At 62.9% G+C, this 19,091-nt stretch carries 17 protein-coding genes; 7 read left to right on the top strand and 10 right to left on the bottom strand.

Annotated features, from left to right (window positions below; translation table 11 throughout):
• Positions 1-20 precede the first annotated feature (20 nt).
• Positions 21-1,349 (bottom strand): IS4 family transposase, encoded by a 1,329-nt coding sequence (locus FRZ40_RS08015; RefSeq protein ID WP_147233675.1) that lies wholly within the window; start codon positions 1,347-1,349, stop codon positions 21-23.
• A gap of 607 nt (positions 1,350-1,956) precedes the next feature.
• On the opposite strand from FRZ40_RS08015, the gene FRZ40_RS08010 reads away from it, so the two are divergent.
• The 5 genes from FRZ40_RS08010 to FRZ40_RS07990 all read left to right on the top strand — a co-directional run bounded on the left by FRZ40_RS08010 (position 1,957) and on the right by FRZ40_RS07990 (position 7,037).
• A complete protein-coding gene (locus FRZ40_RS08010) occupies positions 1,957-3,156 on the top strand; it encodes a branched-chain amino acid ABC transporter substrate-binding protein (protein ID WP_028368409.1) in 1,200 nt (399 codons plus the stop codon).
• 228 nt (positions 3,157-3,384) lie between these two features.
• Positions 3,385-4,335, top strand: coding sequence for a branched-chain amino acid ABC transporter permease (locus FRZ40_RS08005; protein ID WP_028368408.1), 951 nt, complete (start codon positions 3,385-3,387; stop codon positions 4,333-4,335).
• Positions 4,336-4,353: 18 nt separating this feature from the next.
• Positions 4,354-5,523: an ABC transporter permease subunit gene (locus FRZ40_RS08000; protein WP_028368407.1), complete on the top strand. Its 1,170-nt coding sequence runs from the start codon at positions 4,354-4,356 to the stop codon at positions 5,521-5,523.
• 21 nt (positions 5,524-5,544) lie between these two features.
• On the top strand, positions 5,545-6,321 hold the full coding sequence (locus tag FRZ40_RS07995) for an ABC transporter ATP-binding protein (RefSeq protein WP_007586207.1): 777 nt from the start codon (positions 5,545-5,547) through the stop codon (positions 6,319-6,321).
• Positions 6,321-7,037 (top strand): ABC transporter ATP-binding protein, encoded by a 717-nt coding sequence (locus tag FRZ40_RS07990; RefSeq protein WP_012400004.1) that lies wholly within the window; start codon positions 6,321-6,323, stop codon positions 7,035-7,037. Before FRZ40_RS07995 ends, FRZ40_RS07990 begins: the two co-directional genes overlap by 1 nt.
• 855 nt (positions 7,038-7,892) lie before the next feature.
• Here the strand turns inward: FRZ40_RS07990 and FRZ40_RS07985 are convergent.
• From FRZ40_RS07985 to FRZ40_RS07975, 3 genes are all read right to left on the bottom strand, one after another.
• Entirely contained in the window at positions 7,893-8,351 is a 459-nt protein-coding gene (locus tag FRZ40_RS07985; protein WP_147233814.1) for a GNAT family acetyltransferase, read from the bottom strand.
• Entirely contained in the window at positions 8,348-9,532 is a 1,185-nt protein-coding gene (locus FRZ40_RS07980; protein WP_028368405.1) for an acetylornithine transaminase, read from the bottom strand. Before FRZ40_RS07980 ends, FRZ40_RS07985 begins: the two co-directional genes overlap by 4 nt.
• A 338-nt stretch (positions 9,533-9,870) precedes the next feature.
• Entirely contained in the window at positions 9,871-10,902 is a 1,032-nt protein-coding gene (locus tag FRZ40_RS07975) for a CDP-6-deoxy-delta-3,4-glucoseen reductase (RefSeq protein WP_028368404.1), read from the bottom strand.
• A 73-nt stretch (positions 10,903-10,975) separates the two neighbouring features.
• On the opposite strand from FRZ40_RS07975, the gene FRZ40_RS07970 reads away from it, so the two are divergent.
• Positions 10,976-12,028 carry an NAD-dependent epimerase/dehydratase family protein gene (locus FRZ40_RS07970; protein WP_147233813.1) on the top strand — a complete coding sequence of 351 codons (1,053 nt, stop codon included), beginning with the start codon at positions 10,976-10,978 and terminating at the stop codon, positions 12,026-12,028.
• Positions 12,029-12,051: 23 nt separating this feature from the next.
• On the opposite strand, the gene FRZ40_RS07965 is transcribed toward FRZ40_RS07970, so the two are convergent.
• The 6 genes from FRZ40_RS07965 to FRZ40_RS07940 all read right to left on the bottom strand — a co-directional run bounded on the left by FRZ40_RS07965 (position 12,052) and on the right by FRZ40_RS07940 (position 17,389).
• On the bottom strand, positions 12,052-12,240 hold the full coding sequence (locus tag FRZ40_RS07965) for a hypothetical protein (protein ID WP_028368402.1): 189 nt from the start codon (positions 12,238-12,240) through the stop codon (positions 12,052-12,054).
• A gap of 165 nt (positions 12,241-12,405) precedes the next feature.
• Positions 12,406-13,110 carry a pseudouridine synthase gene (locus tag FRZ40_RS07960; protein WP_028368401.1) on the bottom strand — a complete coding sequence of 235 codons (705 nt, stop codon included), beginning with the start codon at positions 13,108-13,110 and terminating at the stop codon, positions 12,406-12,408.
• Positions 13,111-13,238: 128 nt separating this feature from the next.
• Positions 13,239-14,060, bottom strand: coding sequence for a quaternary amine ABC transporter ATP-binding protein (locus tag FRZ40_RS07955; protein ID WP_081767568.1), 822 nt, complete (start codon positions 14,058-14,060; stop codon positions 13,239-13,241).
• 14 nt (positions 14,061-14,074) lie between these two features.
• Positions 14,075-15,064: an ABC transporter permease gene (locus FRZ40_RS07950; protein ID WP_147234791.1), complete on the bottom strand. Its 990-nt coding sequence runs from the start codon at positions 15,062-15,064 to the stop codon at positions 14,075-14,077.
• 40 nt (positions 15,065-15,104) lie between these two features.
• A complete protein-coding gene (locus FRZ40_RS07945; protein WP_147233812.1) occupies positions 15,105-16,142 on the bottom strand; it encodes an ABC transporter substrate-binding protein in 1,038 nt (345 codons plus the stop codon).
• 62 nt (positions 16,143-16,204) lie between these two features.
• A complete protein-coding gene (locus tag FRZ40_RS07940) occupies positions 16,205-17,389 on the bottom strand; it encodes a mandelate racemase/muconate lactonizing enzyme family protein (RefSeq protein WP_147233811.1) in 1,185 nt (394 codons plus the stop codon).
• 264 nt (positions 17,390-17,653) lie between these two features.
• Between FRZ40_RS07940 and FRZ40_RS07935 the strand changes: the two genes are divergently transcribed.
• Complete coding sequence (locus tag FRZ40_RS07935; protein WP_028368397.1) at positions 17,654-19,084, top strand: aminotransferase-like domain-containing protein; 1,431 nt, start codon at positions 17,654-17,656, stop codon at positions 19,082-19,084.
• Positions 19,085-19,091 lie beyond the last annotated feature (7 nt).

The raw sequence follows: 19,091 nt of genomic DNA, 5'->3' as shown, positions 1-19,091 counted from the left end.
GCCGCGGGCGCTAATGCCGTTCAGTTAAGGTCTTTTCTAAGGTACCGAACGGTGTAACGTGAAGGGCGGGATTTGACGACCCGGTCGCATGCGCGGCCGGGTCGTTTTTCATTGGGCAGGGACTTGAGCCGTTCGCGTAGACGCTGCAGACAGGCGGGCAGTTTTGCGTAGGCCGGGGTGACGGCAGCCCACATCATTTCGTGCTGGATCGTATGGAGGGCTCGCACGAAGCTGATATCGGTCGGCGCGAGTTTCGCTTCCCATGCGGCGCAGGCGATCTCGCGGCGAACCAGGTTGTAGGCGATCAACGCGCCCCAGATCTCCTGATACACCCCTTCGACGGTGCGGCTGCGCAAGGTCAACTCCGAACCCAGCATCGATTGCTTGAGTTCTCCGTAACTGGTTTCGATCTGCCAGCGGCGCTCGTAGCAGGCAACGATATCGGCAGGTTTGAAGCGTCGGCGATCCCCCAGCGAAGTCAGCAGCACGCGCTCACGTCCGCGCGCGTCGATGGTCCGGATCGCCCGCGCATTCCAGAATTCGGGCAAAGCCGGACACTTCTTGCGGGCCTGCGGCGAGACGCGCATGCGCACCGTCGCATCGTCAGCGGTACCGGAGATGACTTCCCAACAGGTATTGGCTTTGGCTGGAATCAGGAAGTGGCGATTGCGCGCGTTCATCGTCAGGCCACACAGGATTTCTGCAGCCAGAAAGCCCTTGTCGAACACCGTCAGCGAGTCTTCCGGGATCTGCGGCAGCAGGCTTTTGGCGTACACCATTTCGTTGGTGTCGTAGCGACCGAAATTGATACCCGCGACCAGATGGGTCGGAATCGCGGTGAGCGTCACGGCGCGCACCTGCGGATAACTGGCCACCTTGCCACTGGCATAACCCTGCGCACCAAAGTGCTCACGGTTGGCCGGGCTGTCGGGCGTGCGTAGCGTGGTGCCGTCCATCGCCCATAGACTTAACCCCTTGAACGCATGATGAGCCGCGTCCTGAGTCGTCCAGGCCCGTGCTGTCTGCTCAAACAGCCACGCCATCGGTGCCTCGCCGATGCGTTGGCGTGCCTGCGCCGCCGCGCTCTTGCTGACAAACGGCGCGGCCTGGTTGGGCAAGGCCAGATCGAGACCGTCGAGCACCTCACTGATCGACCAGTGACGGTACATTGCCAGTGCGATCACCAGCCAGACCACCTGCTCAGCAGGCAGGCGCCGGCGCCGGATACTCGCTGCGCCTGTGGCCTGCACCGCGCGCTCGATCCACTCGTAGGGCAGATGCTCAGCCAGCCGGCTCATGTCGGCCGGCTGTTGCGCTTCGAGCAGGAAGGTCAGGTGACTGGAGAGCATCGCGCCGAAAAGTTAACAGCTCGGCGCTTCGTTTACAACACCTTCCCGCATCAAAAGCAAAAATGCCGTTCAGTGCTTAACTGAACGGCATTACGCCGCGGGCGCGCTTTTTTATTGCCGCGAAAGGGCGAAAATCATCCGAAAAATGGTGCCGCATCACATAAAAACTAGAAAGTCAGCGTGTCGAGGCGAACATTCTTTTTGATTTTCGGGGCGTAATTTGGCTTCGAATGAGCGATCTAGCCCCGTTTTTCATCAGACGATCTCCGGCTTTGCCGTTTCATCGCACAAAATCGGTGCGTTCACGGTCCGGCGCATTATTGAGACGGGCTAATGTGCCGAAGTCCGCAGCATCGGGCTGAGGCGGAAATTGCTGCAACAACTGGTGTTGCGCGATATCGTTGATGGTGCAACTGATGCACGAAAATCTGGCGCAACCAGGTTGCAACATAGACGCGCTAATGGGCTCGGAAAGCGGTTGCAATGCAGGAAAACCCTGCGCATTCAACAATATTGCCCGTCGCAGAATTGGAGTTACAATGCGCGCGTTCTCAGGGCTTGAGCGCCTTGAAACGCCAGATTTTGCAAGGCGCAGGAGACCTATTTAATGCGAGTCAAGTTTGCTTGTGCCGTGACCATCGCGGCCGCGGTTGCGATGACCGCGTGCAGCAAAAAGAACGATGGCGAAGCGGACAAGAGCGCGTCGGCTGCAACGGCAGCGTCGGCGGCGCCTGCAAGCGAAGTGACTGTCGTCAAGATCGGTCATGCGGCCCCATTGACGGGCGGCATTGCACATCTGGGGAAGGATAATGAAAACGGGGCGCGTCTCGCTATTGAAGAGATCAACGCGCAGGGGTTGACCATCGACGGCCGCAAGATCCAGCTGCAACTCGACGCGCAGGACGATGCGGGCGATCCGAAAACGGGCACGCAAGTCGCGCAGAAGCTGGTGGACGATCGGGTGGTGGCTGTCGTCGGGCATTTGAATTCGGGTGTATCGATTCCGGCCTCGAAGATATATAGCGACGCGGGCATTGTGCAGATCTCGCCGTCGTCGACGAACCCGGCCTACACGCAGCAGGGCTTCAAGACGACCTACCGGGTCGTCGCGACCGATGCGCAGCAGGGCCCGGCACTGGCGAACTACGCGACGAAAGCACTCGGCGCGAAACGGATCGCCGTCGTCGATGACGCGACTGCCTATGGCAAGGGTCTTGCAGACGAATTCGCGAAGACGGCGGAAGCGGGCGGCGCAAAGATCGTTGCGCGCGAGGCGACCAATGACCGGGCCACGGATTTCCGGGCCATCCTCACAAAGATCAAAAGTGCCCAGCCGGACGCCATCATGTTCGGCGGCATGGATGCAACGGGCGGGCCGTTCACAAAACAGGCAGCCGCGCTCGGAATCAGGGCAAAAATCCTTGGCGGCGACGGCGTGTGCACCGACAAGGTAGGGGAACTGGCAGGCAGTGCTGTCCAGAACCTCGTGTGTTCGGAAGCAGGCCTTGCGCTTTCGAAGATGGAAAGGGGAGCGGACTTCGAAAAGAAGTACGACGCACGCTTCCACACGCCGGTGCAGATTTACGCGCCGTTCACGTATGACGCTGTATACGTGATCGTCGATGCAATGAAGCGCGCCAATTCGATTGAGCCGCCCAAGGTGCTCGCTGCGATGCCTTCGACCGATTACACAGGTGTGATCGGCCACATCGCATTCGACGACAAGGGCGACCTGAAAGAAGGCGCTATTACGCTTTACGACTTCAAGGACGGCAAGAAAGCGGTCCTCGACGTCGTGAAGATGTAATGACGGGACGTACAGCCTGACGGCACCGGACCATCCGACGGTGCCGTTTTTGCATCCGCGTCGAGCGCGCGGGCCGCTGCAATCCAGCGGCCACGAGCGGTCGATGAAGATAACCCTTACCGGTCTTTTATATCAGTACCCGCAGTGCCGTTGCGATTTGCGTGAATCATCAGCGCCAACCGGCAGATGACGAGCGTGAATCCAGTCGCACGGGCCAAGGAGCATTAAATGGATATTTTCATCCAGCAGGTGATCAACGGACTGGTGCTTGGTAGTGTCTACGCCATCATCGCACTGGGCTACACGATGGTGTACGGCATTCTCGGCATCATCAACTTCGCGCACGGCGACGTGCTGATGGTGGGCGCGATGGTCGCGCTCTCGGCCATCGGTGTGTTGCAGAACCACTTCCCTGGTCTCGGCAATGTGCCGACGCTGTGCATCGCACTGGTGATCGCCGCCATCGTGTGTGCGGTGGTCGGCTATACGATCGAGCGCGTCGCTTACCGGCCGTTGCGCAAGGCACCCCGTCTCGCCCCGCTGATCACCGCGATCGGCGTGTCGATCCTGCTGCAGACGCTCGCGATGATGATCTGGTCGCGCAACCCGCTGCCGTTCCCGCAGCTGCTGCCCACCGATCCCCTCAACGTGATCAAGGCTACGGACACCACGCCGGGCGCCGTGATCTCGATGACTGAAATCGTGATCATCGTCGTCGCGTTCCTCGTGATGGCGGGCCTGCTGCTCCTCGTGCACAGGACGAAGCTCGGCCGCGCGATGCGCGCGATCGCCGAGAACCCGGGCGTCGCCTCGCTGATGGGCGTGAACCCGAACTTCGTGATCTCGGCGACCTTCATGATCGGCTCGGCGCTCGCCGCGCTCGCAGGCGTGATGATCGCGTCGGAATACGGCAACGCGCACTTCTACATGGGCTTCATCCCTGGCCTGAAGGCATTTACGGCGGCGGTGCTCGGCGGTATCGGCAACCTCGGGGGCGCAATGGTCGGCGGCGTGATTCTCGGTCTGATCGAACAGCTGGGTGCCGGCTACATCGGCAACCTCACGGGAGGCGTGTTCGGCAGTAACTATCAGGACGTGTTCGCGTTCATTGTGCTGATCATCGTGCTGGTGTTCCGTCCGTCGGGCCTGCTGGGCGAACGTGTCGCGGATCGTGCGTAAGGGAAAGGAGCAAACACAATGACCTCAATTCAACCGATCGAGCCGTCCACGACGCTCATCCCTGAACGGAATATGACGAAGACGCTGGTGGTGGGCATCATCACCGCCGTGTTCGTGATCGCCGCGCCCTTCATCATCGGCACCGCCGGCGGCAACTACTGGGTCCGCGTGCTCGACTTCGCGATGCTGTATGTGATGCTCGCGCTAGGTCTCAACGTAGTGGTCGGCTTCGCTGGCCTGCTTGATCTGGGCTACATCGCGTTCTACGCGGTGGGCGCGTACACGGCCGCATTGTTGAGTTCGCCGCACCTGTCTTCGCAATTCGAATGGATCGCGCATCTCGCGCCGGGCGGGCTGCACGTGCCGTTCTGGATCATCGTGCCGTGCGCAATGGCGGTCGCTGCGTTCTTCGGTGTGATTCTCGGTGCGCCGACGCTGCGTCTGCGTGGCGACTACCTTGCCATTGTGACGTTGGGCTTCGGGGAAATCGTCCGGATCTTCCTGAACAACCTCGATCGTCCGGCCAACATCACCAACGGTCCGAAGGGCATCACGGGCATCGACCCGATCCACGTCGGCGACTTCAGCCTCGCGCAGACGCACTCGCTGTTCGGCTTCCAGTTCCCGTCGGTGTACGCGTACTACTACGTGTTCGTGCTGTGCGCGCTGTTCGTGATCTGGGTGTGTACGCGTCTGCAGCACTCGCGCATCGGCCGCGCATGGGCCGCCATCCGCGAAGACGAAATTGCCGCGAAGGCGATGGGCATCAACACCCGTGACGTGAAGCTGCTCGCGTTCGCGATGGGCGCGTCGTTTGGCGGCCTGTCGGGCTCGATGTTCGGCATGTTCCAGGGCTTCGTGTCGCCGGAATCGTTCACGCTGCCGGAATCGATCGTCGTGCTAGCGGCCGTGGTGCTGGGCGGCATGGGCCACATTCCGGGCGTGATTCTCGGCGCGGTGCTGCTCGCCGTGCTGCCGGAATTCCTGCGCTCGACGATGGGTCCGCTGCAACACCTGATCTTCGGTCACGAAGTCGTCGACACGGAAGTGATCCGTCAGCTCGTCTACGCACTCGCGATGGTGCTGATCATGCTGTACCGCTCGGAAGGCCTGTGGCCGTCGCCGAAGCACGAAGACAAGATCGCGAAGATTGCGAAGCGCAACGGCAAGAAGCCGGTGCGTGCTTAAACGGACAGAGAGGCACACAACATGAGCGACAAACAAATCCGTCTGTCCGTGAAGGGCGTGAACAAGCGCTTCGGCGGTCTGCAGGCATTGTCGGATGTCGGCCTTCAGATCGAGGAAGGCACGATTTACGGTCTGATCGGCCCGAACGGCGCCGGCAAGACAACGTTCTTCAACGTGATTACTGGTCTCTACACGCCGGATTCGGGCGAGTTCAAGCTCGACGGCACGCCGTACACGCCGACCGCTGTCTATCAGGTGGCGAAGGCGGGTATCGCGCGTACGTTCCAGAACATCCGTCTGTTCGGCGGCATGACCGCGCTGGAAAACGTGATGGTCGGCCGCCACGTGCGCACGAAGCACGGTCTGCTGGGCGCCGTGTTCCAGACGCCCGCTGAGCGCAAGGAAGAGCGCGAGATCAAGGAACGCGCGCTGGAACTGCTCGAATACGTCGGCGTGCTGCAGTACGCGGACTACACGTCGCGCAACCTGTCGTACGGTCACCAGCGCCGTCTGGAAATCGCACGCGCCCTGGCGACGGATCCGAAGCTGCTCGCACTCGACGAACCGGCAGCGGGCATGAACGCGACGGAGAAGGTCGAACTGACGAAGCTGCTCGACAAGATCCGTGCGGACGGCAAGACGATCCTGCTGATCGAGCACGACGTGAAACTGGTGATGGGTCTGTGCAACCGGATGACGGTGCTCGACTATGGCAAGGTGATCGCCGAAGGGCTGCCGCATGACGTGCAGAAGGACCCGAAGGTGATCGAGGCATATCTGGGCGCGGGGGTTCACTGATGGCTACGGCAATGTTGAAAATCAAGGGCCTCCAGGTCAACTACGGCGGCATTCAGGCCGTCAAGGGCGTCGACCTGGAGATCGCGCAGGGCGAACTCGTGACGCTGATCGGCGCCAATGGCGCGGGCAAGACGACGACCATGAAGGCCATCACCGGCCTCAAGCCTTATTCGGCTGGCGATATCGAGTACATGGGTCAGTCGATCAAGGGCGTGCCGCCGCATGAACTGCTCAAGCGCGGTCTGGCGATGGTGCCGGAAGGCCGCGGGATCTTTGCGCGCATGTCGATCGTCGAGAACATGCAGATGGGTGCTTATCTGCGCAGCGATACGGAAGGCATCAAGAAGGATGTCGAGCGGATGTTCGGCTTCTTCCCGCGTCTGAAGGAACGTGCGACGCAGTTGGCTGGGACGTTGTCGGGTGGTGAACAGCAGATGCTGGCGATGGCGCGTGCCGTTATCTCGAAGCCGAAGCTGCTGCTGCTCGACGAGCCGTCGATGGGTCTGTCGCCGATCATGGTCGAGAAGATCTTCGAAGTGGTGCGCGAAATTTCCAAGGAAGGCATTACCGTCATGCTGGTTGAGCAGAATGCTCGTCTTGCACTTCAGGCCGCTGATCGCGGGTATGTGATGGATTCCGGGACGGTTACCATGTCCGGCGACGCCAAGCAGATGCTCGATGATCCTAAGGTGCGGGCGGCATATCTGGGTGAGTGATTTTGCCCTTGCAGGGCGGGCTTTTTGGTCCTCCTGACCTTTGATGGAAAGGCTGCATGTGATGAACATGTGGCCTTTTTTTTCTGCGCTGGCAGCCGCGGTTTGCTCGTATCCGCGATTTCGTCGCTGGCATCCGCGATTTCGTCGCTCGCATCTGCGAATTCGTATCGGTGCTTCAGGCGTTGCCCCTGTGCGGGGCGGCACTTACTTTCTTTGCCGCCGCAAAGAAAGTAAGCAAAGAAAGCGGGCTCACACCGCCAGTCCTAGTCGTTGCCTGCGGGCCCCCCACGGGTCCCGCACTCCACACGGCATCGCACCGTCTCACGCCCGTTGCCCGCGTACTAACTCACGCCTCACCCGCTTCACAATCCCGCGTCACGGACCGCGCTACTGATAAATCCACAGCCGCCCAGGTGGCAAACGGTGTGTAGGCCGTCGCGATGTAAGTACACCACTCCGGACTGAAAAGCGGGATCGGTGTCGTAGGAGCGCCAACGCGTGAGGTGCGACAAGCTACACACAGTTTGCCACCTGGGCGGCGCAGACGATGCGCTGCCGCTGGCTGCGCTACGGGTGACTGGAGTGGGTGAGGCGCCTGTTAGAGGCGCTGGCAACACGCGTGGAAAACTGCGTTGCCGTCTGGAGTGCGGGACCCGTGGGGGGCCCGCAGGCAAACACAAGAATTAGCGGGGTGAGCGGCTTTCTTTTGCCTACTTTTCTTTGCCGCTGCAAAGAAAAGTAGGTGCCGCCCCGCACAGGGGCGACGCTAGCAAACCGCTACGAAAACGCGGATGCCGGCGAAAGCGAAAGCGAAAGCGAAAGCGAAACCGAAAACGAAAACCAAAAACCAAAAACCTACCCAGCGTCGCAGACAAAATCGAGCCGCTTCCCAAGACTAACAACATCATCCATCCGATACCCGAGCGCCTCATAAAACCCGCGCACATCGGCCTTCGCGCTGAGCACTTGCAGATTCACTTTAGGACAACCGCGAGCAGCAAGAGCAGCTTCGGCATGCTGCACGAGCCGCGTACCAATTCCCTGACGCCGCTCAGCAGCCAGCACGGCAAGCGAATAAAGCCATCCACGATGCCCATCGTACCCAGCCATCACCGTGCCGACGACAAAAGCATCCTTAACCGCAACGAAGAACAACTCGGGCTGCGTCCCGAGCTTATTCACGATCGACAGATGCGGATTACGCTGCGGCCTGTCCGGATCCCGATACTCCGGGAACGCTTCGAGCCACAACGCAATCACAGCATCGGTGTCGGCCGCATCGAACGCGCGGATCGACAGTGGCGCGTCTATCACAGTGTGTCCAGAATCGACCGCAGCATCGACATCATCTGATCGATCTCTTCCGTCGTCACGTTGAGCGCAGGCATGAAGCGAAGCAGATTCGGACGCGCCGCGTTGAGCAGCAGGCCGTCAGGCTGCATGAGTCGCGCCTTCTCGACGATCTGGTTGCCGATATCCTTGCCGAGCAGCAGCGCGCGCAGCAGACCTTCGCCGCGCTCGCCCTCGAAGCCGCGCTCTGCCGACAGTTCCAGCAGCTTCGCGCGCAGATACTCGCCGCGCGCCCGCACGCCTTCCAGGAAGCCGGGCGCCGTCAACTGCGAGATCACCGAATAGCCGGCTGCCGTCATCAGCGGATTGCCGTTGTACGTGCCGCCCTGATCGCCCGCTTCAAACACTTCGACATGCTTCTTGCACAACAGCGCGCCTAGCGGCACGCCGCTGCCGATGCCCTTCGCCAGCGTCATCACATCCGGCTCGATACCCGACAGCTCGTAGGCGAACAACGTGCCCGCACGGCCGCAGCCGCTTTGCACTTCATCGACGATCAGCAGCAGGTTGTGCTTCGTGGTCAGCTCGCGCAACTGCTGCATGAACTCACGTGTGGCAGGGATCACGCCGCCTTCGCCCTGGATCGGCTCGAGCATCACGGCGATCGTCTTGTCGGTGATCAGCTTCTCAACGGACGCGATGTCGTTCAGGTCGGCTTTCGGGAAGCCCGGCACCTGCGGCGCATAGATCGTGTCCCAGCCCGGCTTGCCGCTCGCCGACATCGTCGCGAGCGTGCGGCCGTGGAAGCTGTGATCGAACGTGATGATCTCGTACGCGCCGTTCTTGAACTTCTTGCCGTACTTGCGCGCGAGTTTGATCGCGCCTTCGTTCGCTTCGGCGCCGCTGTTCGTGAAGAACACCTTGTCGAAGCAGCTGTGCTGCGTGAGCAGGCCCGCGAGCTTCGCCATCGGCTCGTTGTAGAACGCCGGCGACGGATTGATCAGCGTGCGCGCCTGTTGCGTGAGCGCTTCGATCACGCCGTCGTTGCAATGGCCGAGGCTGTTTACCGCCCAGCCCTGAATGAAATCCAGATATCGCTTGCCGGTGTTGTCATAGAGCCACGAGCCCTTGCCGTGCGTGAAAACGATTTCGGGCCGGTTCGTGATGTACATCAGCGAATCGATCGGATACTCATTGAAATTCATGGCTACAGGCTCCAGGCAAACAGGGATAAGAAACCGCCTCGGACAAAATGGCCCAGCAACGGAAAGAAAGAGAACGGCAGAAAAACAAAAAGCCACGGCATGCCGTGGCTTTCATGATTCGAACTGCTTGCGCGTTGTTCGCGCGAATCCGTGACGAAGCCAGCGGCGCCCCTAGGGGAGCGGCGAGCGGCGACGTCGAAGTTCGGACAGGATGCGGTTCATGCGCGAAAGAATACGACAATGCCGGCGCCCGTGTAAACCTGCAATTTGCATGTCTTCACACTCGCCGGCCGGTTTCCGTGTCCGTAAAGCAGTCGATGCGGATGACTGCGCAACGATCAGACGGGGTTCGCGAGATCGGCCGCGCTCGTGAACGAATCCGCATAGAACTCGTCTTCCGGCAGGCGATGATGCTGCGTGAAATCGCGCTGCGCCGACTCGACCATGACAGGTGCGCCGCACGCGTACACCTGATACGCCGACAAGTCTGGCAGATCTTCGATGACGGCGCGATGAACGAAGCCCGTGCGGCCCGTCCATGCGTCGTCCGCGTCCGGCTCGGACAGGACGGGCACGAACTTGAAGTTCGGAATCTCGCGCGCCCATTGCTCGGCGAGTTCCATCATGTACAGATCCTTCTTGCGGCGCGCGCCCCAGTACAGCGTCATCGGGCGCGTGATGTTCTTGAACGCGGCATGCTCGACGATCGCCTTCAGCGGCGCGAAGCCCGTACCCGATGCGAGCAGCACGATCGGCTTGTCCGATTCTTCACGCAGGAAGAAAGTGCCGAGGGGCGCTTCAAAGCGCAGGATGTCGCGCTCTTTCATCGTGTTGAAGACGTGGTCCGTGAACGCGCCGCCCGGCATATGACGGATGTGCAGTTCGATCGGGCCTTCCGCGTGCGGCGCATTCGCCATCGAATAGCTGCGGCGCTTGCCGTCCTTCAGGATGAACTCGAGGTACTGACCGGCCATGTACTGCAGGCGTTCGTTCGCGGGCAACTGCAGCTTCAGCACGACGACGTCGTCGGCCATGCGCTCGAGCGCGTTCACGCGGCACGGCAGCTTCTTGATCGGCACGTCGCCGATGCCCGTCACTTCGCGGATCTCGATTTCGAGGTCGGTGCAGGCCGTCGCACAGCACAGCAGCGCCATGCCGCGCGTTTTTTCGTCGTTCGACAGCGCCGACGACGAATGCGCACGCTGTTCTACTTCTCCCGCGACGACGGCGCCCTTGCATGAGCCGCATGCGCCGTTCTTGCAGCCGTACGGCAAGCCAATGCCCTGGCGAAGGGCGGCCGTCAGCACGGGTTCGTCGGGTTCTACCTGAAACTGCCGGCCGCTTTGCCGGAGCGTTACGTTAAATGCCATATGCGTTCAATCTTCGGAGACAGGGAGTCGGTAACCAATGCGTATCGTGGATCGCAGCTACAATGCGTCCACGATGAAAGCGACACGAAATATGCGCAGGCCGCGCGTGCTGATCGTCGGTTGCGGCGATGTCGGCATGCGCTGTGTGCGGCAACTGCAACGACGCGCACGCCTCTATGCGCTCACGAGTCACGCCGCGCGCCGCGACGAACTGCGCGCGGCGGGCGTCACGCCGATTGTCGGCGATCTCGACGTGCGCGCGAGCCTCTCGCGCATTGCCCGTCTCGCACCGACCGTGCTGCATCTCGCGCCTCCGCAAAAAACCGGCGATGAGGACACGCGCACGCGCGCGCTGATCGCTACGTTGACGGCGCCGCGCATCCGCCGTGCCCGTCATGTCGCGACAGCGCGGCTGCGACGCGCGCAGCACGGCATTCGTGCGCGCAAAGCATCCGGTATTGTACCCGACGGGGGTAGTCCGGCTGTTCGGGCTAGCCATGATGCGGCAAGGCGTTTGCGCGTCGTCTATGCGAGCACGACGGGTGTCTACGGCGATTGCGGCGGCGCATGGCTCGACGAAACGCGTCCCGTCGCGCCCGCCAACGAGCGCGCGAAACGCCGTGTGTCGGCGGAAACACAATTGCGCCGTGCGGCCGCGCGGAGGATGCTCACCGCGAGCATCGCGCGCATTCCGGGCATCTACGCAAGCAACCGGCTGCCGCTCGCGCGGCTGGAGAAGCGCACGCCCGCGCTCGTCGATGCAGACGACGTCTACACGAACCACATCCATGCCGACGATCTCGCCGCGATCCTGCTGCGCATGTCGACGCATGGCAGTCCGTCGCGCGTGATTCACGCATCCGACGACACGACGCTGAAAATGGGCGATTACTTCGACCGGGTGGCGGATGCATTCGATGTCGAACGCGCGCCGCGCATTTCGCGCGATGCAGCCGAACAGCAGCTCGGCGAGATGATGCTGTCGTTCATGCGCGAATCGCGACGCCTGCTCAACACGCGTCTGAAGCGCGAATTGCGCATGCGCTTGCGCTATCCGGAGGTCGACGATTTTCTGCGCACGGTCACGAGCCCGGCGCGGACGCAACCGGGCGCAGGCAAGCCGTGATGGAAAGCAGAGCGATCAGATGGTCAGGTGAGGGCAGGTAGCGCTTCCAGCAGCAGGAAGCAACAGAATGCGCCGATCAATGCAGCGATCAGGTTCGGCTCGTACCGGTGGCGGAGATGCATGATGGCCAGCACGCCACCCATCATCAGGAGCGCGAGACCGATGAACGCGATCATCCCGTATGACATCGCCAGGTTGCCGTAGGTGAACATGGCGCCTCCTTGCCTGCTTTGTAATCTTTGTTAATCCGAGTATAGGACGGGCGTTCGACGCAAGCATGCTGCGTCGCAGCGTTTCGGAAAGTTTTTGTCGCGGTTTTGTTCGGAATCCAACGTAGTCTCAAGCACTTGAGACAAGGCGGGCGGTGCGCTCGTCGTTTACCCGTTCCGTAGTGCACCCAGGTCCGCATCGTCGAGCCACTGCCACGCGCCTTCGGCGAGCGCCGCCGGCAGCGCGAGGCCGCCGATCCGCTCGCGGTGCAGCGCTTCGACGCGGTTGCCCGCCGCCGCGACCATCCGCTTCACTTGATGATATTTGCCTTCCAGCACGGTCAGTTCGAGTTCTCGCTCGCTGCGCGCCTGAGCGGCGACGGCGGCGATCGGCTTCGCTTCGCCATGCAGCAGCACGCCTTCACGCAACGCGGCCAGTTGCGCGTCGTCGAGCGGATGGCGGGTCGTCGCGAGATAGAGCTTGGGCACCTTGCGCTTCGGCGACGTGTACGCGTGGACGAACTGGCCGTCGTCGGAGAGCAGCAGCAGGCCTGTCGTGTCCTGATCGAGCCGTCCGACGCACTGGATGCCGCGCGTCGCGAACTGCGCGGGCAGCAGATTGAACACGCTCAGATGATGCTGCGGATCGCGCGAGCATTCATAGCCGGCAGGCTTGTTGAGCAGGATATAAGCGCGCTCATGAAAAGGCCACGCGGTGCCGTCGACTTCGAACACCAGCGCCTTCGTGTCGACATCGGCATCGGCATCGGTGAGTACCGTGCCGCCGATCGACACGCGGCCGTCGGCGATCATCGCGCGGCATTGGCGGCGCGAGCCGAAGCCTTGAGAGAAGAGAACGCTTTCGAGATTCATGGGAGCGGAAGGCCAGGCAGAGAAGCGGCATCAAAACGTCAAAGGCGTTCTCCGAACCACCGGAGAACGCCTTCATTGCCAGCATTTTACCTGCCGCACGGACTGCGCCGCTCGCGCCCGGTGCGCACTCAATGCGCGCCTGACCTCCGCTCGACGAAACGCGCGACGTAATCGTCGGCGGGCTTCGTGAGGATTTCGTCGGGCGTGCCTTCCTGCACCAGCGTGCCGTCGCGCAGGATCGCGATGCGGTTGCCGATGCGCAGCGCTTCGTCAAGATCGTGCGTGATGAATACGATCGTCTTGTTGAGCGTCGCCTGCAGCTGCAGCAGCTGATCCTGCATTTCCGTGCGAATCAGCGGGTCGAGCGCGGAGAATGCTTCGTCCATCAGCAGCACGTCGGTGTCGGCGGCGAGCGCGCGGGCGAGGCCGACGCGCTGACGCATGCCGCCCGAGAGCTCGTCCGGATAGTGATCGCCATAACCGTCGAGCCCGACCTTGCCGAGCCATGTGCGCGCCTTCTCGTTCGCCTCGGCCTTGCCTTCGCCGCGCGTGCGCAGCGCGTACGCCGTGTTGTCGAGCACGGTCTGATGCGGCAGCAAGCCGAAGTTCTGGAACACCATGCTGACCTTGTAGCGGCGCAGCTCGCGCAGGCCGTGCGCATCGAGCTTGATGACGTCGGAACCGTCGATGACGATCTCGCCCGCGGTCGGCTCGATCAGCCGGTTGAAGTGACGCACGAGCGTCGACTTGCCCGAGCCCGACAGGCCCATGATCACATAGATCTCGCCCGAGCCGATGTGCAGGCTCACGTTGTTGAGACCGACATTGCAGCCCGTCTGCGCGAGCACTTCGGCCTTGCTCCTGCCGCTCTTCAGCAGGTCGAGCACGCGGCGATGACCGGCCTCCGGGCCGAAGAGCTTGTACACGTTCCTGACTTCGATCGATGACATGTCCATGCCCTCAGTCAATCCGCGGTGCGGGTTTCAAGGCCGCTCTGCGTTGCGTTTCCGGTGCCTGCCGCCGAGGCCGCTTCTTCGTCGCGTGCGCCTGCAGTGCGATAGGGAATGCGCGATGCCGCTTTCGCCTTGCGGCGTTGCGCGACGAGGCGTCGCGTGCGTCGATCCTGCCCGTAGCCCTGGCTGATCCGGTCGATGACGATCGCGAGAATCACGATCGCGATACCCGCCTGCATGCCCTTGCCGATATCGAGCGTCTGGATGCCGGCAAGCACGTCTTCGCCGAGTCCGCGCGAGCCGATCATCGACGCGATCACGACCATCGACAGCGCCATCATCGTCGTCTGGTTGATGCCCGCCATGATGCTCGGCCGCGCGAGCGGCAACTGCACGTTGACGAGCAATTGCCAGCGCGTCGTGCCGAACGCGCGCGCCGCTTCGACCACATCGGCATCGACGTGGCGAATGCCGAGATCGGTCAGGCGGATCAGCGGCGGCAGCGCGTAGATGATGGTCGCGAGAATCGCGGGCACCTTGCCGAGGCCGAACAGCATCAGCACGGGGATCAGGTACACGAAGCTCGGCAGCGTCTGCATGATGTCGAGTACGGGCAGCAGCACGCGCCGCATCCACGGACTGCGCGACGCCCAGATGCCGAGCGGCACGCCGAGCACGACGGACAGCACAGTCGCGACGAGCATCAGCGCGAGCGTCTGCATCAGCTTGTCCCACAGCCCGAAGCAGCCGATCACATACAGCAGCAGCACGAAGAAGCCCGCGATGCCGATACGCCGCGTCGCGTTCAGCGTGAGCAGCCCGACGGCGATCAGGATCGCCCACGGCGGCGTCGCGCGCAGCGCGCCTTCGAGCGGCACCAGCACGTAGCGCAGCAGCGCCGTGCTGAAGTCGTGAAAGCTGTCGCCGTACGCGGCGACGAACGATTGCACATGGTCGTTCACCCAGTCGGCGATCGACAGATGCAGGAAGATCGAATTCATCATGAAACTCTCCGGTGCGTCATTGACGCGTCGCTGTCGATCAGCCTGCGAGCGCAGCCTGAACCTTCTGTGCGACGTCAGTCGGCACCCATGCCTTCCACATTTCCGGATGCTCGCGAAGGAACTGCTTGGCCATCGTCTGGCCGTCGATCTTCTTGCTCGTCATGTCGAGGATGGTCCTGTTCAGGAAGTCCATCGGGAAGCTGACCTTCGAGTACGTGTCCATCAGCTGCGGCTCGGCCTGATAGAACGGCGTCGACACGCCAACCTTGAGATGCGAAACGAGATACGACGACGCGCACTGCGACGCGCTGTTGTCCGCGCGCAGCGTGTCCCAGCACTTCTGGCTGAAGGCCGGCATCTTCAGCTGGACGAACTTGTACTTCGCCATCAGCGCTGCCGGTTCCCAGTAATAGAAGAGGATCGGCTTGCCGCGCGCATACGCCGATTCGATCGCGGCATCGAGCGCGGCACCCGTGCCGGGGCGGAAGTCCGTGTAGGAATCGTCGAGATTCAACGTCTTCAGCAGGCGCCGGTTCACGCGCTCGCAATCCCAACCCGAGGGGCAGTTCAGGAAGCGGCCCTTGCCCGGCTCTTCGTCGTCTTCGAAGACGCCTTTGTACCTGGGCAGATCGTTCACGGAGACGAGGTTCGGCGCGACGGGCTTGATGTTGCGCTTCGCGTCACCCTTCACGACGTACTCGGGCACGAACCAGCCTTCGTTGGTGCCGCCCGGCAGCGTGTCGCCGAGCAGCTTCACGTGGCCATCCGCGACCGCCTTCGCGATGATTTCCGAGCGGCCCGTCCACTGTTCGGACCAGACCTGCAGATCGTCGCGCGACAGCGCCGTTTCCGTTGCCGCCGTGTTGCCGGGCACCGTGTCCGTCTTGCAGCCGTAGCCTTTCTCGGTGATGAAGCGCAAGACTTCCGACGTGAACGCGCCGCTTTCCCACGTGACGCCCGCGAAACGCACGGGCTTGCCCGCCGAACACCAGCTGCCGGCGTGAGCGGCGGCGGGCCATAAGGCGCTTGCTGCGAGCGCGAGCGTGGCGGCGCGCATCAGGGATCTGATCTGCATGGTTTGTCTCCGATTGTGATTGGATGCATGGCGCCGACGTCGGGCGCTTTTCAGGTCTTGCTTCAGCCGTACGTGCTGCTGGAACTGAGCGTCGCGGCGAGAATGTCTTCGTCGATCGCGAAGCCGAGGCCGGGCGCGTCCGGCAACGTGATCCAGCCTTCGCTGTCGATATCGAGCGGGTTCTTCAGCATGAAGTCGCGGCGCTCGATCGACCATTCGGGCGGGTCGTACGGAAATTCGATGAACGGCGCGCTCGCGGCGCCCGCCGTCAGATGCAGATTCGCGGCGAGGCCGATGCCGTTGCCCCACGTGTGCGGCGTGAAGACCTTGCCGCGCGCCTCGACGGCTTGCGCGAGCTTGCGCAACCCTTCCATGCCGAGCGAGCACGCGACGTCCGGCTGATACACGTCGAGGCAATCGCGCGCGAGCAGCTGGTCGAACTCGTAGCGCTCGCGCGTCATCTCGCCGCCTGCAATGCGCAGTGCCGGCGCGACCGCCTGGCGCAGCCGCGCCATGCCGTCGTAATCGCCGCGATGCAGCGGCTCTTCCATCCAGTAGACGCGCTGCTTTTCGAGTTCGCGCGCGACGCCGAGCGCTTCGTCGAAGGTCCAGGGCGCGGCCGTGTCCCACGGCATGCGCCAGCCCTGATTGCAGTCGACCATCAGTTCGAGCCCGTCGCCGACGGCTTCGCGAACGGCGGCGAGCACGGCGAAATCGTCCTTCAGCTGCGGACGCCCGAAGCGGATCTTGAGCGCGGGAAAGCCGCGTTCCGCGACATGCAGCGCCATGCGCGCCATCTCGTCGGGTTTGCGATGCACGCCGCTCGACGCATACGCGCGAATCTGCTTGCCGCGCCCGCCCGCCATCCGCCAGCACGGCTCGCCGTGGATTTTTCCGGCGAGATCCCACAGCGCGATATCGAGCGGCCACGGACGGCCCGCATGAAAGCCGATGTTGTCGAGCACCGCGCTGTGGCGCGCGAGATCGAGGGGATCGGCGCCGATGAACAGATGCTGATAGTCGGCGAAGCCGTACATCGCGTCGCCGGAGCCGAAGCCGACGCGGCCGGCGTCGTCGTGCACCCGCACGATCGTCGCGGGAAATTTGCGGCGCGGCTGGCTATCCCAGGAGGCGGGGAAGGGCGGATCGAGCACCAGCTGGTGATGCGTAATCTCGATCCGGGTGATCCGGGCCGTCTGTGCACGGTGTGCAGTCTGACTCACGGCCCGGCTTGCTTCACGATCCATCAGGCGTCTCCTCCTGTTGAACGGCGTCGGCGCCTCGGCGCCTCGCCTGGATCCCATGCCGCGCTGCCCGATTGAATGATGCGGTGCCGCATGCAATTCATCGGAAATGCGTTTCAGATGGGATAAGAATGACGCAATGCTATGAAGCCCTCGCAGGCAACTCAATCGCTTCAATAAAAGTAAATGACTGCATCCAATTCGGGGATATGCAGTGCGTATCATCCGAATGACACAACTCAACGAACTTCCGGAGACCGTCGCATCATGGCGATGAATGCCTGGCTGCCGAGAATCGAGGCGGGCAGCGAACCGAAATACCAGGTCATTGCGCGCGCGTTCGCGCAGGCCATCCTCAACGGGCAGCTTCCCGCGGGCGAGAAGCTGCCGCCGCATCGTTCGCTCGCGAGCGAACTGCACGTGACGACGGGCACGATCAGCCGCGCCTATGCCGAACTCGAGCGGCAGGGGCTCGCGAATGCGCGCGTCGGCGACGGCACGTATGTCGCGCAGGCGCGCTCGCGCGAACTGCCGCCCGTGGCCAACGGCTACGCGGCGCTGCGCCCCGGTGCGCTCAGCGCGCCGCCGCTGATCGACCTCGGCCAGAACATCCCGCAATCGACGGAAGAAGCGGCTGCCTTGTGCGCGACGCTCGCCGACATCGCCACCGACCAGCGCCTGGCGGCCGAATTGCTGCAATACGCGCCCGAAGCGGGCTCGATGCGCCATCGCCTCGCGGGCGCCGCATGGCTCGGCCGCGCGGGCAGCCCGGCGAGCGCGTCGCGCGTGCTCGTCACGCAGGGCGCACAGCATGCGCTCGCGTCGGTGCTGCGCGCCGTCACGCGGCCAGGCGACACAGTGCTCGCCGAAGTGGTCAGCTATCCCGGCATCATTGCGCTTGCGCGTCAGTTGCGGCTGCATCTCGTCGGCGTCGAAATCGACCAGGAAGGGCTCGTGCCGGCCGCGCTGGAACTCGCGTGCAAGTCGCTGCATCCGCGCGCGATCTTCTGTGTGCCGACCATCCACAATCCGACCACGGCGACGATGTCGGCGGAGCGGCGCGATGCCGTTGCGGAAATCCTGCAGCGGCACGGCGTGCTGCTGATCGAGGACATCGTCCCGGCAATGCTGCTGGAAACGCCGCCCGAGCCGCTCGCGGTGCGCATGCCGGAGCAGGCGTTTCTGATCGCGGGGCTCTCGAAGTCGGTCGCGCCGGGGCTGCGGGTCGGCTATCTGCAGGCGCCGAGCGCGTGGTGCTCGAAGATCGCCGCCGTGATCCGCAGCGACTGCTGGATGACGGCGCCGCTGATGGCGGAGATCGTGTCGCGCTGGATCGAAAGCGGCGAGATGGACCGTCTCAATGCGTTGCAGCGCGCGCGCATCGACGCCGAGCACGCGGTTGCGAACGATGCGCTCGCGGACGTCGCGTACCGCGAGGCGCCGACCAGTTCGCATCTGTGGCTGCCGCTGCCCGAGCCTTGGCGCGCGGCGGAATTCGCGGCGGCACTGCGGCAGGAAGGCGTGCTCGTGAAGACGGCGGACAGCTTCGTGATCGGCCGCAATGCCGCGCCGCACGCGATCCGCATCTGCATGAGCGGCGCGGCATCGCTCGATGCGCTCGCGCGCGGTCTTTCTCTGATTCACACGACGCTCGAACACGGGCTCGAAAGCGGCATGGCGGCGTCGTATGCGCCTTGAAGCGCGC

Source organism: Paraburkholderia azotifigens, assembly GCF_007995085.1.
GTDB classification, from domain to species: Bacteria; Pseudomonadota; Gammaproteobacteria; order Burkholderiales; family Burkholderiaceae; genus Paraburkholderia; species Paraburkholderia azotifigens.
The sequence above is the reverse complement of the archived record's forward strand: the minus strand, read 5'-3'. Positions and strand labels throughout refer to the sequence as shown.